Genomic DNA, 16,371 nt, shown 5'->3' with positions numbered 1-16,371 from the left:
GGCCGCTGACGAACCGGCGGATCTGCGCCCCGCGCGGCCGGACGCCGTCGGCGGGGGTGCTGGGACGCGAGACGCGGTGCTGCGTGGCGGTGCGTCAGCCGAGCTCGGGGAACCAGAGCGCGATCTCGCGCGCGGCGGACTCGGGCGAGTCGGAGCCGTGGACGAGGTTCTGCTGGACCTTGAGGCCCCAGTCGCGACCGAGGTCGCCGCGGATGGTCCCCGGCAGCGCCTCGGTCGGGTTCGTCGCGCCCGCGAGCGAGCGGAAGCCGGGGATGACGCCCTGGCCCTCGGCGACGACCGCGAGCACCTTGCCCGACAGCATGAAGTCGACGAGCGGCTGGTAGAAGGGCTTGCCCTCGTGCTCGGCGTAGTGGGCCGCGAGCAGCTCGGGCGTCGCGTCGAGCAGGCGCACGCCGGCCAGCGTGTAGCCCTTGGCCTCGACGCGGCGCAGGACCTCGCCGGACAGGCCGCGGCGGACGCCGTCGGGCTTGACGAGGATGAGGGTGCGCTCGATGGTCTCGGTCAGTGCGGGTGCGACGTCGGTCATGGTCGCCGAGCCTACCGGCCGCACCGGCGTGCCGGACGCCGTGACCACGGGCCCGGAGGCCGCCCCGCCTCAGTCGGCGTTGGGCGCGGTCTCGGGGTGCTCGGCGTCGTACGCCGCGCGCTCACGGTCGATGCGCCCGCCGAGCCGGATCGAGACGACCCACAGCACGACGAAGAGGCCACCGACGACGAACATCATCGGCACGACGAGCCCGAACGCCAGCACCGGCACCTGGACGACCGACCCGGCGACGTAGCCACCCGGCGTGCCGACCATGCGGGACAGGACGACGAGCACGACGGCGAGGACGCCGCCTACGAGCCAGATCGACGTCGCGCTCGGCAGCTCGAGCGGCCCGCGCGAGTAGGGCACGTCCCGCAGGCCGTAGGCGACGAGCGTGGCGAACACCACGAGGAAGGCCTCGAGCAGCAGCGTGGTCGACGCGAACTGGGCCTTCGCGGGCTTCTTCGGCTTGATGCGGTCGCCCGGCGACGGGCGCACCGGGCCCGCCGCGCGACCGTAGCGGGACGGCTGCGCGGCGGGCTGCGACGGCGAGGTGCTCACCCGGTCAGGATACCGGCGCGGCGCCGCGGTCCCGGTCCTCCGGGTGGTCACGGCCCGCTCCGGGAGCGCCCGCGGTCACGACGGCCGCGTCGGCGGGAGCCTCTGCACCCGCATCCGGCGCAGGGGCGTCCTCGACGAGGTCGCCGTGGTCCGCGACGGCCTCGCCGCGCGCGACCATCCCCGCGACGTCGGAGAGCTTGACCTCGCGCAGGAACAAGGCGAGGACGAACCCGACGAGCACGAGCGGGACGAGGTACCAGAAGGCCGGGGCGAGCGCGTCGGTGAACGCGTCGACGACGCCGGTGTGGATCGGCTCGGGGAGCTGCTGCACCATCTCGGGCGTGAGCGACGACCCCTCGGCCCCGGCGGGCGCGGAGCCGGCGGGCAGCCCCGCGAAGACGCCCTCGAGGTTGTCGGCGAGGCGCGACGTGAAGATGGTGCTGAACAGCGCCGTGCCGACGGCCGCGCCGATCTCGCGGAAGAAGTTGTTCGCGCTCGTCGCCGTCCCGATCTCGTGCGGGTCGACCGAGTTCTGCACCGCGAGGACGATCGTCTGCATGACGAGGCCCATGCCGGCGCCCATGACGAAGATCATCGCGCCGAAGAGCCACATCGACATGTCGCCCGTGATGCGCGTGAGCCACATCATGCCGGCCGCGGTGATCGCGAGGCCCAGCACCGGGTAGATCTTGTAGCGGCCGGTCTTCGTGATCGCGATACCCGACCCGATGGCCGTGATCATGACGCCGACCATCATCGGCAGCATGAGGAACCCGGACTCGGTGACCCCCGCGCCGGTGGACATCTGGAGGAACGTCGGCAGGAAGGCGAGCGCCGAGAACATGCCCATGCCGAGCACGAGGCCGATGAGGGTCGCGATCGTGAACGTCCGGTTCTTGAACAGGTGCAGCGGGAGCAGCGGCTCCTCGGCACGGTTCTCCACCACGACGAACGCGGCGACCGAGACGACCACGGCGGCCACGAGGCCCAGGAGCCACGGGTCCGACCAGTCGTAGCCGCGCGAGCTGGTCAGCGACTCCCAGCTCGTGACGAGCACGATGCCGGAGGTCGCCACGACGAGGAAGAAGATGCCGGCGACGTCGATCTTGCGGCCGGAGCGGTGCGACGGGAGCTTGAGCGCGACCCACGCGACGACGAACGCCGCGACGCCGATCGGGACGTTGATCCAGAACGCCCAGCGCCAGCCCGGGCCCTCCGTGAACCAGCCGCCGAGGAGCGGGCCGATCACGGCCGCGATGCCGAACAGGGCGCCCATGGGCCCCATGTACTTGCCGCGGTCCTTGGCGGGCACGATGTCGGCGATGATCGCCTGCGACAGGATCATCAGGCCGCCGCCGCCGAGGCCCTGCACGCCGCGCCAGGCGACGAGCTCGGGGAACGTCTGCGCGAAGCCCGCGCCCGCCGACGCGATCGTGAAGAGCCCGATCGCGACGAGGAACGGCCACCGACGACCCCAGAGGTCGCCGAACTTGCCGTAGAGGGGCATGACGATCGCGATCGCCAGGATGTAGGCCGTGATGACCCAGCCCTGGTGCTCGACGCCGTGGAGCTCGCCGACGATCGTCGGCATCGCGGTGCCGACGATCGACTGGTCGAGCGAGGACAGGAACATCGACGCCATGAGCGCGCCGAAGATCACCCACACGGTGCGCGGGGTGAGCACGATGAGCGGCTTGCCGCCGTCGACGGGCGGTGCAGCGGTGGAGGAGGCCATGAGGATCCGGTTCGGTCAGGACGGGCGGGCGCGCGCCGACGGGCGCGGCCCGTCGTCGGGTGGTGGGGAGGAGCTGGTAGCGATGAGGACGCCGTGGCGTCGCTGCCCGCGCGGGCCGGAGGGGGCCCGCTAGCGGGCCGCGGGATCGGGAGCGCGCGAGTCCTGGAGCAGAGCCCGGAGCTGCCCGACGACGGTCGGCAGGTGGTCCACCGGCTCGCCCTCGCGGTCGTGCTGCTGCCACTCGAGCGTGCTCGCGCGCAGCAGGCTCATGACCACGAGGGCCAGGAGCTCGGGGTCGGGGACGAAGGGCCGCACGGCGCGGCGTGCGAGGAACATGTCGACGAGCTCGGCGCGGTGTCCCTCGACCCAGGCGACGTGCCGCGTGACGAGGTGCGGCTCCCGCTGGACGAGCTCGAGCGTGCGGGCCATGCGCTCGGGCGTGACGATCTGCTGCGCGAGCACGTCGGCCACGACGACCTCGAGGTCGTCGAGCAGCGCCCCCGTGGGACCGCCCCCGACGAAGGTCGCCACGATCTCGGGTCGCACGGCGAGATCCTCGAGGCCGAGCACGGCGTCGTCCTTCGACGGGAAGTAGTTGAAGAACGTGCGCGGCGAGACCCCGACCTCGGCGCAGATGTCCTCGACGGTCACCGCGTCGAGGCCGCGCTCCAGCACGAGCGTCTGCGCCGCCTCGACGAGCGCCTCGCGCCGGGCGCGCTTCTTGCGCTCCCGCAGACCTCCGGGAGACGGCGCCAGGCATGCCGCGGCCCGCTCGGCCAACGAAGGGCGAGCGGGCACGTCAGGGAGAGTCGTCGGCACGAGGACCATTCTTGCATCCTGTGCAATTTTGCATCAACTGCAATCCAGCGTGACCGTCGTCACACGAGCATCGGGTCAGACCTCGCCGAACCCGCCCTCCACGGCCTCCACGACGGCGGCCACCGCGTCGGCGGCCTGGGGACCCTCCCCCGTCACCGTGAGCTCCTGGCCGCCGGTCGCGCCGAGCTTCATGAGCTCGAGCACGCTCGCCCCGTTGACGCCGTCGATCGCGACGCTCGCGTCGAAGCCCGCGACGAGTCGGGCCAGCACCGCCGCCGGGCGCGCGTGCAGGCCGAGCGGGTTGCGCAAGGCGACGACGGCGCGCGCCGCGCCGTCGGTGGGGGGCGCCGCCTCGGCGGCCGGTCCCCTGTTCTCAGGGGCGCCGGCCGCGACGGCGAACGTCCCGCCCGCGTGCTCGGCGGACGCGAGCACCTCGGCGACGTCCCCGCCGCCGTGAGCGGTCACGGCCGCCGCGACGGCACCCTCGACGAACGGGGCGTCCGCGAGCCGGACCCTCCCGTCGAACCCGTCCTCCATGTCCAGGACCGACTCGACCGTCATGACGGCCGAGCCGAGGTCGGCGAGCACGACCGCGCCGTCCGCGACGCCGAGCGCCTCCTCGAGCGCCGAGGACACGCGGTCGTAGCTGGTGCCGAGCCCGCCGTCGTCCGTCCCTCCGGCCGCGAGCAGCAGCACGCCGGGAGCCATCTGCGCGGACAGCTCGACCGCACCCTCCGCGAGCCGCTGCGAGTGCGAGACGAGGACCAGCGCGACGCGCGCCCGCGCCCCGACCGCGCCGCTCACGCGGTCGCCGCGTCGCGCGCGGCCTCGAGCAGGATCGCGGTCGAGGTCGCGCCCGGGTCCTGGTGGCCGGCGCTGCGCTCCCCGAGGTAGCTCGCCCGCCCCTTGGTGGCGACGAGGGGGATCGTCGCCTCGGCGCCCGCGCGCGCCGCCGCGGCGGCCGCGGCGAGGACGTCGGCGGTCGACGCGCCACCGTCGGCGGCGCCTTCGGCCGCGTCCACGGCGGGCTGCCAGGCGTCCACCATCGTCTTCTCGCCCGGCTGGGCCTTGCCACGGGCGGTGATGCCCTCGAGCGCGCCCTCGAGGAGCGCGACGACGCCGTGCGCGTCGAGCTGAGCGAGCCCGGTCACCTTCGCGGCCCGGAGGTACGCCGTCCCGTAGAGCGGGCCCGAGGCGCCGCCGACCGACGACATGAGCGTCGTGGCCACCAGCTTGAGCACGTCGCCGATCTGGCCCGGCGGCTGGTCCCCGGTGGCCGCCCCGTCGAGCTTCGCGACCACCGCACGGAACCCCCGGTCGAGGTTCTCGCCGTGGTCGCCGTCACCGATCTGGCGGTCCAGCTCGGTCAGCTCGTCCCGTGCCGCCGCGATGCGCTCCGCGCTCAGCCGCGTCCACCGGTCCGCCCAGGCCACGTCCAGCGTCATGCCCCACCTCTCCTCGCCGTCGAGCCGACGGTCCGCCGGCTCTCGGAGACTGCACGAAAGGGCACCCGCTCACCAGCGCAGCGCAGCCGTGTGGACGGGAGCGTCCCACAGGGCGGTGAGCTCGTCGTCCAGGCGCAGCACGGTGACCGACGCACCCTGCATCTCCAGCGACGTGACGTAGTTGCCGACGAGCGAGCGCGTCACCCGTACGCCGCGCCCCTCGAGCAGCCTCCTCGCCTGACGATAGACGACGTACAGCTCGGACAGCGGCGTACCGCCCATTCCGTTAACGAACAGCAACACGTCCTCGCCCTCGGACAGGCCCAGGTCGTCCGCGACGGGGTCCACGAGCCGCTGCGTGATCTCGTCCGCCGGCGCCATCGGGATGCGGTGCCGTCCCGGCTCGCCGTGGATCCCGATCCCGATCTCGACCTCGTCGTCGCCGAGGTCGAAGCTCGGCTTGCCGACGTGCGGGACCGTGCAGGCGGTGAGCGCGACACCCATCGAGCGCACGTTCGCGACGACGCGGCCCGCGATCTCCGTCACCGCCCCCAGGTCGTCGCCGCGCTCGGCCGCGGCGCCCGCGATCTTCTCGACCGCGACCGTGCCCGCCACACCGCGGCGACCAGCGGTGTAGAGCGAGTCCTCGACGGCGACGTCGTCGTTGACGAGGATGCTCGTCACCTGCGTGCCCTCGGCCTCGACCAGCTCGACCGCGGTCTCGAAGTTCAGCACGTCGCCCGTGTAGTTCTTGACGATGGCGAGGACGCCCGCGCCCGAGTCGGCACCGAGGATCGCCGGGACGATCTGGTCCGGCGTCGGCGAGGTGAACACCGCGCCGGGGACCGCGGCGTCGAGCATGCCGGCCCCGACGAAGCCCGCGTGCAGCGGCTCGTGGCCCGACCCGCCGCCCGAGACCAGGCCGACCTTCCCGGGAACCGCGCCCCCGGCTCGCGAGACGTACGGCGGCGCGACGTGCACCTCCACGAGATCCGCGTGCGCCTGGCCGAATCCCTCCAGGGACTCCGACACCGCGTCCTGGGGATCGTTGAGCAGCTTCTTCACCGGTCATCCCTCCATCGGTCCGTGCGCCCGGTGCTCCGGACGCTGACGACCCCCGCCCGGCGTGCCCGTCGCCGTCGTCGCCTCCATCAAACACCCGGGTGCACGGGACCGCGCGCGGTCCCCGAGCGCGGCGCTCCGCCGTGGCGGAGCGCCGCGCGCCCGGCGGAGGACTCAGCCGCGGCCGAGGAGGATCCTGGCGTCGGCGACCGTCACGACGGAGCCCGTGACGAGCACGCCCGAACCCGTCCCGACACCCACCGCGTCGTCTCGCTCCGCGAGGTCGACGGCCATCTGGAGCGCCTCGTCGAGCCGCTCGGTGCTGTGCACGCGGTCCTCGCCGAACACGTCCGCGGCGAGCTCGGCGAGGTCGGTCGGGTCGGCCGAGCGCTCCGAACTGTTGCGCGTCACGACCACCTCGGACAGCACCGGCTCGAGCGCCGCCAGCAGCGGCTCGGCGTCCTTGTCCGCCATGATCGCGACCACCCCGACGAGGTGGCGCAGGTCGAACGCCTCCCCCAGCGCGACCGCGAGCGCCTCCGCCCCCGCCGCGTTGTGGGCGGCGTCGACGAGGACGGTCGGGCTCGACCGCACGACCTCGAGCCGCCCGGGCGACGTGACGTCGGCGAACACGGCCTCGACGACCTGCCCGTCGAGCGCACGCCCACCGAGGAACGCCTCCACCGCCGCGAGCGCGAGGAGCGCGTTGTGCGCCTGGTGCTCGCCGTGCAGCGGGAGGAACACCTCGGTGTACAGCGCGGCGGGCGTGCGCAGGTCGAGGAGCTGCCCCCCGACCGCGACCTGCCGTGCCGCCACGTCGAGGTCGACGCCCTCGCGCAGGAGACGCGCACCGACGCGCTCGGCGCGGGCCCGCAGCACCTCCTCGACCTCCGGGCGCTGCGCCGCGGAGACGACGGTCGCGCCGTCCTTGACGATGCCCGACTTGACCGTCGCGATCTCCTCGAGCGTGCTGCCGAGCCACCGCTCGTGGTCGAGCGCGACGGGCGTCACGACGGCGACCTCCGCGTCGACCACGTTGGTCGAGTCCCACTCCCCGCCCATGCCGACCTCGACGATCGCGACGTCGACGGGCGTGTCGGCGAACGCGGCGAAGGCGACGCCCGTGAGCACCTCGAAGAAGCTGAGCTGCGACTGCCCAGCCTCGGCGAGCTCGGCGTCGACGACCTGGACGTACGGGTACACGTCGTCCCAGACCTCGACGAACCGCCGCGGCGAGAGCGGCTCGCCGTCGACGACGATGCGCTCGGTGACGCTGGTCAGGTGCGGGCTCGTGAACATCCCGGTGCGCAGGCCGTGCTCGCGCACCAGGCGCTCGGCGACGCGCGCGGTGCTCGTCTTGCCGTTGGTGCCGGTGAGGTGGATCGTCCGGAAGGAGTGCTGCGGGTCGCCGAGGAGCTCGAAGAGACGCCGCACCCGGTCGATCGTCGGGTCGAAGTCGTGCTCGGGAGCACGCGCCACGATGTGCTGGTAGACGCGCTCGAGGTCTGCCTGCGCGGCGGCGTCCTCCGCCGCCGCACGGGCGTCCTTCGCGCTCTGCCTGCGTGCCGCGCCGGAGTCCTTGCGCGCGGCGCTCACAGGTTCGCCTCCTCGACGGGGCCGGCGTCCGGGACGGTGCCGTCGGCCTTCTCGACGCGCACGGAGCGCACGTCGGTCGGCGACGTCTCGACGACGACCTCGACCGCGAGCGTCTCGCGCGCGACGAGGTCGCGGTGCTCGTCGACCGCGACGAGCCACTGGCCCGGCACGTCGAGCGACAGGCGGATGCGGTCCGCCACGTCGAGGCCGGCGGCCTTGCGGGCGTCCTGCACGTCGCGGATCACGTCGCGCGCGTAGCCCTCGGCAAGCAGCGCGTCGTCGAGCACGAGGTCGAGGACCGCGAACCCGCCGCCCGCGAGCACCGCGGCGGCGACGCTCGGCGCCTCCCCCTCGGCGACCCCGCGGTCTGCCACCACCGTCGTCAGCTCGTACTCCGCGGGCAGGAGCGCCACGTCGCCGTCGTCCGTCGTCACGACGACGTCGCCGGCGTCGTCCACGCGCCACGCCCCGGCCTTCGACGCCTTGATGACGGCCTGGACGCCGCGACCCAGGCGCGGGCCCGCTGCGCGGGCGTTCACGGCGAGGCGCTGGGTGATGCCGAACCGCTCGGCGGCGTCGGAGTCGGTCGACTCGAGGTCGACCGCCTTGACGTTGAGCTCGCGCGCGAGCAGGTCGGTGTACGGGGCGAGCGCCTCGGGGTCGTCCACGACGACGGTGAGGCGCGCGAGCGGCTGGCGCACGCGGAGCTGGTTCGCCTTGCGCAGGCCGAGCGCGGCCGACGCGACGGCGCGGACCTCGTCCATCGCGGCGACGAGCGCGGGGTCGGCGACGAGGGACGCGTCCGGGACGTGGCGCACGGCCACGGCGGACGAGCCGTCCTCGCCGACCTCCTCGGTGGACGCGGGCCAGTCGGTGAGGTGCACCGAGCGTCCACCCGTCAGGCCGCGCCACACCTCCTCCGCGAGCAGCGGTGCGAGCGGCGCCATGACGCGCGTGAGCGTCTCGAGCGCGGTGTACAGCGTGTCGAACGCGTCGGCGTCCTCCGCCCAGAACCGGTCGCGCTGGGTGCGCACGTACCAGTTCGTCAGGACGTCGAGGTGCTCGCGCACGGTCTCGCACGCGCCGGCGATGTCGTACGCGTCGAGCTGCTCCGTGACGCGCACGACGAGGTCGTGGGTCCGCGCGAGCAGGTAGCGGTCGAGCGCCGGGAGCCCGGCCACGCGCTCGGGCGCGACGCGCTGCGCGACGTACCCCGCCGGCTCGCCGGGCTCGCCCGCCCGCGCCTGCGCCTTCGAGGAGTTCGCGTACAGGGTGAAGAAGTAGTACGTGCTCCACAGCGGCAGGAGCACCTGGCGCACCGCGTCGCGGATCCCGTCCTCGGTGACGACGAGGTTGCCGCCGCGCAGGATGGGCGAGCTCATGAGGAACCAGCGCATCGCGTCGGAGCCGTCGCGGTCGAAGACCTCGTTGACGTCCGGGTAGTTGCGCAGCGACTTGCTCATCTTGCGGCCGTCGGAGCCCAGCACGATGCCGTGCGAGACGGCCGAGCGGAACGCGGGGCGGTCGAACAGCGCGGTGGCGAGCACGTGCAGCGTGTAGAACCAACCGCGCGTCTGGCCGATGTACTCGACGATGAAGTCGCCGGGGTTGTGGTGCTCGAACCAGTCCGTGTTCTCGAACGGGTAGTGCACCTGCGCGTAGGGCATGGACCCCGAGTCGAACCAGACGTCCATGACGTCCTCGACGCGGCGCATGGTCGAGCGGCCCGTCGGGTCGTCGGGGTTCGGCCGCGTGAGGCGGTCGACGAACGGGCGGTGCAGGTCCGGCTCGCCCTTCTCGTTGCGCGGGAGCGTGCCGAAGTCGCGCTCGAGCTCGGCGAACGAGCCGTAGACGTCGACGCGCGGGTGCTTCGGGTCGTCCGAGCGCCACACCGGCACGGGGCTGCCCCAGAACCGGTTGCGCGTGATCGACCAGTCGCGCGCGTTCTCGAGCCACTTGCCGAACTGGCCGTGCTGGATGTGCTCCGGCGTCCAGGAGATCTGCTCGTTGAGCTCGACCATGCGGTCCTTGAACGTCGACACCGCGACGAACCACGACGACACGCCCATGTAGATGAGCGGCTGCCGGCAGCGCCAGCAGTGCGGGTAGGAGTGCGCGTACGACTCGCGGCGGAGCAGCACCGTGCCAGGGCTCGTCGCGCCGAGCGCGAGGTCCGGGGTCTGCTCGCCCGCGGCGACCGCGGCGTCGTGGCGCGTGCGGCCCTTGAGGTGGTCGATGATGAGCGCGTTCGCGTCGAAGACCTGGAGGCTCTCGTAGTCGACGACGGGGAAGACGAACTTGCCGTCGGACGCGACCGGCAGCACGGGCTCGACGCCCTCGCGGTCGGAGACGACCTTGTCCTCCTCGCCGAACGCGCCGGCGTTGTGCACGAGCCCGGTGCCGTCCGTCGTCGTGACGAAGTCCGCCTCGACCACGCGGTGCGCGCCGGGGTGACCGGCGAAGTAGGAGAACGGCGGCGTGTAGGACCGCCCGACGAGGTCGGCGCCCGTGAGCCGCTCGACGACCTGCGTCGTCACGTCCTCGACGCCCTCGTCGGCGAGCTCGCGCGCGTACGCCCCGAGGCGCTCGGCCGCGATCACGTACCGCTCCGTGACGCCCGTGAAGGACGACTCGACGACGACGTACTCGACGTCGGGGCCGACCATGACGAAGAGGTTGGACGGCAGCGTCCAGGGCGTCGTCGTCCAGATGAGCGCGAGCTCGCCCGTCTCGAGCCGGAAGCCGACCGTGACCGCCGGGTCCTGGCGGACCTGGTACACGTCCTCGTCCATGCGCAGCTCGTGGTTGGACAGCGGCGTCTGGTCGTTCCAGCAGTAGGGCAGCACGCGGAAGCCCTCGTACACGAGGCCCTTGTCGTACAGCTGCTTGAACGCCCACAGGACCGACTCCATGAACGTCGGGTCGAGCGTCTTGTAGTCGTGCTCGAAGTCGACCCAGCGCGCCTGGCGGGTCACGTAGTCCTGCCACTCGCTCGTGTACTTCAGCACCGACGCGCGGCACGCGTCGTTGAACCGCTCGATCCCCAGCTCGAGGATCTCCTCCTTGGTCTTGATCCCGAGCTGGTCCATCGCCTCGAGCTCGGCGGGCAGCCCGTGCGTGTCCCAGCCGAAGCGCCGCTCGACGTGCTTGCCGCGCATCGTCTGGTAGCGCGGCACGACGTCCTTCGCGTAGCCCGTGAGCAGGTGCCCGTAGTGGGGCAGGCCGTTGGCGAAGGGCGGGCCGTCGTAGAAGACGAACTCGTTGCTGCCGTTCTCCCCGGCGGGGTTGCGCTCGACGGAGGCGCGGAACGTGTCGTCCGCGTCCCAGTAGGCGAGCACCTCTCGCTCGATGGCGGGCAGGTCCGGGGAGGCGGGGACGCCGAACGCGGCTCCGGGGTGCGAGTCGGCGGCAGAGGCGGCGGACGAGGGTGCGCGGTGCAGCGGGTAGGCCATGGTCTCGAGGACTCCGGTGGGTAGCGGCCGGCGGGTTCGTCCGCCGTGGTGGTACGGGTCGGTCGTGCTCTCCTGCGAGGACGACTCCCCCACCCAGGGGCGGGCTCGCCGCGGTACCACCTCGCTTGCCGGCGTCGTCTCCCGGTGCCCGACGTCGTCGGGCCCGGCGGGCGGTCGCCGACCGCTCGTCGCAGGCTGTGACGGGCCCACCCGTCCGGTTCTAGTGGGGACCTGGCCGCAGGGCCGTCAGGCCTGCCCGACGGCGCGGGTCCCGTTCTTCCGGAGGCTCGCCGGTGATGGCCGGGTCGACGCCTGTGCGTCCATGGTAGCCGCCGCGCGGCGGCGTGCGCTGTAGGCGTCGATGTCCCGGGCGACGAGCCACTCGAGCGTGAGCGGCGGCTCGCCCGGCACGACGGCGGCCGGGAGACCTGCCGAGCGCGTCGCCGCCGGAGTCGTCCCGGCGTCCGCGACCGGGTTCGTCGCGGTCGGGCGGTAGCGGGGGAAGTGCGGGGGAACGTACATGGTGGTCTCGCGTCCTGTGCTCGGCGGGCGTCCGGAGGTGCAGACCCGGGCGTCGCGCGGGACTCATCGATGAGCCCGTGGCACGAGACCGGCGACCGTCACGCCCCCTCACGGAGAGAGAGGGGCGGGAGGCTGCTCACGGACACCAGGTCGAGGCTGCGCAGGGCGCCGCGAGCCCTCAACAACAGGTGGCGGAGGGGACCTGCGGGCGCGCGACGACGAGCGTGCTGCTCGTGGGGCGCGGGGAGGTCACGCGGACATGGTGCCAGGGCGGACCCGGGCGGACAACCCGGGGTCCACGGGCCGGACGCCGGTCCCGTCAGTCCACGCGCACGGTGACCTCGTGCCACCCCGACGCGCCGTCGGGTGCGGGCGGGGCGACGTCGGCGGTCTGCGTGCGGCCGTCGGCGTCGGTCGCGCGGACCGTCAGGCGGTGCTCGCCCGGCGTCGCGTCCCAGGTGTACGACCACTGCCGCCACGTGTCGGGGCCTACCGTCTCGGCGAGCGTCGCGGGGCGCCACGTGCCGTCGTCGACCCGGACCTCCACTCCCGCGACCCCCGTGTGCTGCGCCCACGCGACGCCCGCGACGGTCACCGTGCCCGCGGTGACGGGCGCTCCCGCGCGCGGCGTGTCGACGCGCGACGCGAGCTTGATCGGGCCGCGCTCGGACCAGCCGCGCGTGGACCAGTACGCGACGTCGTCGGCGAAGGTCGTGACCTTGAGCTCGGTGACCCATTTGGTCGCGGACACGTAGCCGTAGAGCCCCGGCACGACGAGCCGGGCGGGGAACCCGTGCTCCGCGGGCAGCGGCTCGCCGTTCATGCCGACCGCGAGCAGGCACGCCCGGTCGGGGTCGGTGAGCACGTCGAGCGGCGTGCTCGCCGTCCAGCCGTCGGCGCTCGTGGACAGGACCATGTCGGCGTCGTCGCGGACCCCGGCGCGCGCGAGCAGCTCGCGCACGGGGTAGCCGAGCCACCGCGCGTTGCCCACGAGGTCGCCGCCGACCTCGTTCGACACGCACGTGAGCGTCACGTGGTGCTCGGTGAGCGGGAGCGCGAGCAGCTCGTCGAGCGTGAGCTCGAACGGCTCGTCGACGAGACCGGTCACCCGCAGCGTCCACGAGGCGGGGTCGACCTGCGGCACGCGCAGCGCGGTGTCGATCCGGTAGAAGTCGCCGTTCGGCGTCACGTACGGCGCGAGGCCCGGGACCCCCAGGTCCGCCTCGGCGGGGACGGCCGGCGCGGGCGTCGCCGGTGCCGGCAGCCGCAGCGCCTCGCGCGCGGCCGTGACGGCACGCGACCCGGCGGAGACCGCTCGCGACGTCGCGAGCGCGACGACGCCCGCCGCCGCGGCGAGGCCGGTGACGAGGAGGAAGCGCCGCCGGTCCATCGACGCCCGTGCGGAGCCGGTGCCCGCCACGCGCGCGTCGAGGTCCGCACCGACGACCGTCGCCTCCGCGGGCCCGCGCAGCGGGGCGAGCGACGCGCGCAGCAGCAGGATCGCGACGCCCACCCCGACGAGCGAGGGCAGCGCCCACGCGACGCTCGCGCCCGGCCGGGCCGCGGCCACGACGGCTCCGACGGCGCCCACGACGCCCAGCAGCAGGGACCCCCACGGCGGACGGCGCAGCTCGAGCCAGCCCGCGAGCGCCGCGCCCGCCGCGAGCACCACGGCCATGCCGCCGAGCAGCACCGCCTTGTCGGCGGTCCCGAACGTCGCGACCGCCCACTCCTTGACCGGCCCGGGGACGGCGTCGACCACCCCGGCCCCAGCGGCGAACAGCGGGCTGGATCCCGGCCCCACGAGCGCCGCGACGAGCTCGGCGACCGCGAACCCGACGCCCGCGCAGACCACGCCGGCGAGCGCCGAGAGCGCGGGGGCACGACGGGAGGAGGCGCTCATGCCCCCAGCCTGGCACGTGCTGCCGCGCGGCGGCGCCCTACGGCCGCGGCACGCGCGCGAGGTCCGACTGACCGATCCACGCGGGCAGCTCGCGCCGAGCCTCGGCGGGCCCGACGAGCACGACGTCGCCGGTGCGCAGCGCTCCCGCCCACGACGTGTCGCCCCGCCACACGCGGGTCAGGGCGCGCAGCCCGGACCGGACCACGACCGCCGGCTCGAGACCGGGGTCGACGTCGCACAGGTCGACGTCGCCCGCCCGCACGACGAGCCACCACCGCGACACCCGGCGATCGACGTCGTCCAGCCGGAACTCGACCGTGGTCGTCTCGCGCGGCCAGACGTCCGTCGGCACGGTGCGACGTACGTCCCAGAAGAGCAGGTGCGGGTCCAGGTCCTCGTCGCCCAGGTCGGCGACCCAGCGGGCTCCCCATGCGCCGAGCGACTCGACCACGGGACGGAGCTCCTCGCCCGCCGCCGTCAGCCGGTAGGTCGGCCGCCCGCCGACCTCGTCGCGCCGCACGACGCCGGCACGCTCGAGCGTGCGCAGCCGCTTCGCGAGCAGCGCGGGCGACATCCGAGGGTTCCCCCGCCGCAGCTCGTTGAAGTGCGTGCTGCCCACGAGCAGCTCGCGGACGACGAGCAGGGTCCAGCGCTCGTCGAGTACGTCCATGGCTTTCGCCACCGGGCAGAACTGGCCGTAGCCCGCCATCGCCGCCTCCTCGATCGTTCCTCCAGGAGACACCCGCGGGACCGTCCGCCGCCAGGTGTTCGCGCCTCCCGAGCACTACAGATCCGGTACTGGATGCCTCCAGGAGGGAGCGCGATCCTGAGGGGACGTGACCCACCGCACGCCCGCGACCGCGGGCTGGACAGCAGGAGAAGCACATGACGGACACCGTGGTCCTGTCGGACCTCAAGGCCAAGCACCGCGCGGTGTGGGCGTCCGGGGACTACCCCGCCGTCGCCGAGCTGGTGCACGAGCTCGGCGAGACCCTCGTCGACGCGGCCGGCGTGCGCCCCGGTCAGCGCGTGCTCGACGTCGCCGCGGGCACCGGGAACGCGGCGATCGCGGCCGCGCTGGCGGGCGCCGACGTCGTCGCGTCGGACCTCACGCCGGAGCTGCTCGACGTCGGCCGGCGCGCCGCCGAGGAGCGCGGGGCGCGGCTCGTGTGGGAGCAGGCCGACGCGGAGGCGCTGCCGTACGCGGACGCGTCGTTCGACGTCGTGCTGTCGTGCATCGGCGCGATGTTCGCGCCGCAGCACCAGGCCGCCGCGGACCAGCTGGTGCGCGTGCTCCGCCCCGGCGGGACGCTCGCCCTCGCGAGCTGGACGCCCGGTGGGTTCATCGGGCAGCTCTTCGCGACGATGAAGCCGTACGCGCCCGCGCCGCCGCCCGGCGCGCAGCCCCCGCCCCTGTGGGGCGACGAGGAGCACGTGCGGGCCCTGCTCGGGGACCGCGTGCACGACGTGCGCACCCGGACGCGGTCGCTCCCGGTGACGCTCTTCCCCGACGGCGAGGCCTTCCGTTCCTTCTTCGCCGAGCGGTACGGCCCGACGATCGCGGTGCGCCGGAGCCTCGCCGACGACCCCGAGCGGCTGGAGCGGCTCGACCAGGCGCTGCGCGACCTCGCCGACCACCGGCTCGAGGAGGGCGCGATGGGCTGGGACTACCTGCTCCTCACGGCGACGCGCTCCTGAGGCGTCGTCCCGGCGTCAGGCGTCCCGGTGCTCGTCGGTAGGTGCCGGGACGCCCTTCGGGACGAGCGGTGCGCGCCACAGGGAGTATGTGGACGCCTGCGCGACGGGGCGCAGCACCAGCGAGTCGATGTTGACGTGGTGCGGGCGCGTGACGGCGAAGGTCACGACGTCCGCGACGTCGTCCGCGGTGAGCGGGTCGACGACGCCGGCGTAGACCGCGTCGGCCCCGGCCTGGTCCCCGTGGTAGCGGTTGAGGGAGAACTCCGGCGTGTGCACGAGGCCGGGGGCGATCTCGATGACGCGGACCGGCTCGCCGACGAGCTCCAGGCGGAGCGTCCTGGCGACCCCGAGCAGCGCGTGCTTGGACGCGACGTAGCCGGACCCGCCGACGTACGTGTCGTGCCCCGCGGTGGAGGTCATGAGCACGACGTCGCCCCGGCGCGACGCGCGCAGGAGGGGCAGGAACGCCTTCGTCACGCGCACGGTGCCGAGCACGTTCGTCTCGTACATCGCGCGCCACTCGTCGATCTTCGCCTCGTCGACGTGGTCGACGCCGAGCCCGAACCCGGCGACGTTGAGCAGCGCGTGCACCGGCCCGCGGGCGCCCGCCTCCGCGACGAGGCGCGCGACGTCCTCGTCCGACGTGACGTCCCCGACCACCGGGTGGGCGCCCGTGCGCTCCGCGACCTCGGCGAGCCGGTCCGCGCGCCGCGCGAACGCGACGACGTCCCAGCCGCGGGCACGCAGGAACCGGACGCACGCCTCGCCGATGCCCGACGACGCGCCGGTCACCACCGCGCGCAGCGGTGCGGTCGAGGGGCTCTGGGCTGGTGGGTTCGATGGCTCCGTCACGACGGACACTCTGCCACGCCGGCTCACGGGAAGGACTAGGCTGACGGAGGATCACGGGCCCGCACTGGCCCGTCGGGGCGGCACCGGATCTGGGCCGCGGGTCCGCGCGACGCGAGATGACGCGTCGGTCCCGGCCGGCGCTCGCCGGTCGGCATCGAGAACGTACCGCCGCAGCG

The 16,371-nt window shown here is 74.0% G+C and carries 14 protein-coding genes; 1 reads left to right on the top strand and 13 read right to left on the bottom strand.

Annotation, left to right across the window (positions count from 1 at the left end):
- Window positions 1–94: 94 nt before the first annotated feature.
- From ndk to JOE63_RS09875, 12 genes are all read right to left on the bottom strand, one after another.
- Window positions 95–547, bottom strand: coding sequence for a nucleoside-diphosphate kinase (gene ndk, locus JOE63_RS09930; protein WP_087471720.1), 453 nt, complete (start codon window positions 545–547; stop codon window positions 95–97).
- A gap of 69 nt (window positions 548–616) precedes the next feature.
- The gene (locus tag JOE63_RS09925; RefSeq protein WP_307840022.1) at window positions 617–1,111 is read right to left on the bottom strand and encodes a DUF4233 domain-containing protein; all 495 of its coding nucleotides are present in this window, start codon (window positions 1,109–1,111) and stop codon (window positions 617–619) included.
- A gap of 4 nt (window positions 1,112–1,115) precedes the next feature.
- Window positions 1,116–2,846 (bottom strand): MDR family MFS transporter, encoded by a 1,731-nt coding sequence (locus tag JOE63_RS09920; protein ID WP_087471719.1) that lies wholly within the window; start codon window positions 2,844–2,846, stop codon window positions 1,116–1,118.
- A gap of 129 nt (window positions 2,847–2,975) precedes the next feature.
- Window positions 2,976–3,644 (bottom strand): TetR/AcrR family transcriptional regulator, encoded by a 669-nt coding sequence (locus tag JOE63_RS09915; RefSeq protein WP_244286115.1) that lies wholly within the window; start codon window positions 3,642–3,644, stop codon window positions 2,976–2,978.
- A gap of 96 nt (window positions 3,645–3,740) precedes the next feature.
- Window positions 3,741–4,469 (bottom strand): dihydroxyacetone kinase phosphoryl donor subunit DhaM, encoded by a 729-nt coding sequence (gene dhaM, locus JOE63_RS09910; protein ID WP_307840021.1) that lies wholly within the window; start codon window positions 4,467–4,469, stop codon window positions 3,741–3,743.
- A complete protein-coding gene (dhaL, locus tag JOE63_RS09905) occupies window positions 4,466–5,110 on the bottom strand; it encodes a dihydroxyacetone kinase subunit DhaL (RefSeq protein WP_087471717.1) in 645 nt (214 codons plus the stop codon). Before dhaL ends, dhaM begins: the two co-directional genes overlap by 4 nt.
- A gap of 69 nt (window positions 5,111–5,179) precedes the next feature.
- Window positions 5,180–6,175: a dihydroxyacetone kinase subunit DhaK gene (dhaK, locus tag JOE63_RS09900; protein ID WP_087471716.1), complete on the bottom strand. Its 996-nt coding sequence runs from the start codon at window positions 6,173–6,175 to the stop codon at window positions 5,180–5,182.
- Between the two features lie 171 nt (window positions 6,176–6,346).
- Window positions 6,347–7,768, bottom strand: a complete 1,422-nt coding sequence (locus JOE63_RS09895; protein WP_204541050.1) for a bifunctional folylpolyglutamate synthase/dihydrofolate synthase — start codon at window positions 7,766–7,768, stop codon at window positions 6,347–6,349.
- Window positions 7,765–11,220 (bottom strand): isoleucine--tRNA ligase, encoded by a 3,456-nt coding sequence (ileS, locus tag JOE63_RS09890; protein ID WP_204541047.1) that lies wholly within the window; start codon window positions 11,218–11,220, stop codon window positions 7,765–7,767. Before ileS ends, JOE63_RS09895 begins: the two co-directional genes overlap by 4 nt.
- Window positions 11,221–11,466: 246 nt before the next feature.
- A complete protein-coding gene (locus JOE63_RS09885) occupies window positions 11,467–11,742 on the bottom strand; it encodes a hypothetical protein (protein ID WP_204541044.1) in 276 nt (91 codons plus the stop codon).
- 319 nt (window positions 11,743–12,061) lie between these two features.
- Window positions 12,062–13,645 (bottom strand): molybdopterin-dependent oxidoreductase, encoded by a 1,584-nt coding sequence (locus JOE63_RS09880; protein ID WP_204541041.1) that lies wholly within the window; start codon window positions 13,643–13,645, stop codon window positions 12,062–12,064.
- A gap of 37 nt (window positions 13,646–13,682) precedes the next feature.
- Window positions 13,683–14,387: a winged helix-turn-helix transcriptional regulator gene (locus JOE63_RS09875; protein WP_204541038.1), complete on the bottom strand. Its 705-nt coding sequence runs from the start codon at window positions 14,385–14,387 to the stop codon at window positions 13,683–13,685.
- 143 nt (window positions 14,388–14,530) lie between these two features.
- Here JOE63_RS09875 and JOE63_RS09870 point away from each other — a divergent pair, with 143 nt between their 5' ends.
- Window positions 14,531–15,343, top strand: a complete 813-nt coding sequence (locus JOE63_RS09870) for a class I SAM-dependent methyltransferase (RefSeq protein WP_204541035.1) — start codon at window positions 14,531–14,533, stop codon at window positions 15,341–15,343.
- Between the two features lie 15 nt (window positions 15,344–15,358).
- Here the strand turns inward: JOE63_RS09870 and JOE63_RS09865 are convergent, their stop codons facing one another.
- Window positions 15,359–16,195, bottom strand: a complete 837-nt coding sequence (locus tag JOE63_RS09865; protein WP_244286113.1) for an SDR family oxidoreductase — start codon at window positions 16,193–16,195, stop codon at window positions 15,359–15,361.
- Window positions 16,196–16,371: the final 176 nt, after the last annotated feature.

Source organism: Cellulosimicrobium cellulans (genome assembly GCF_016907755.1).
Lineage (GTDB): Bacteria > Actinomycetota > Actinomycetes > Actinomycetales > Cellulomonadaceae > Cellulosimicrobium > Cellulosimicrobium cellulans_D.
The sequence above is the reverse complement of the archived record's forward strand: the minus strand, read 5'-3'. Positions and strand labels throughout refer to the sequence as shown.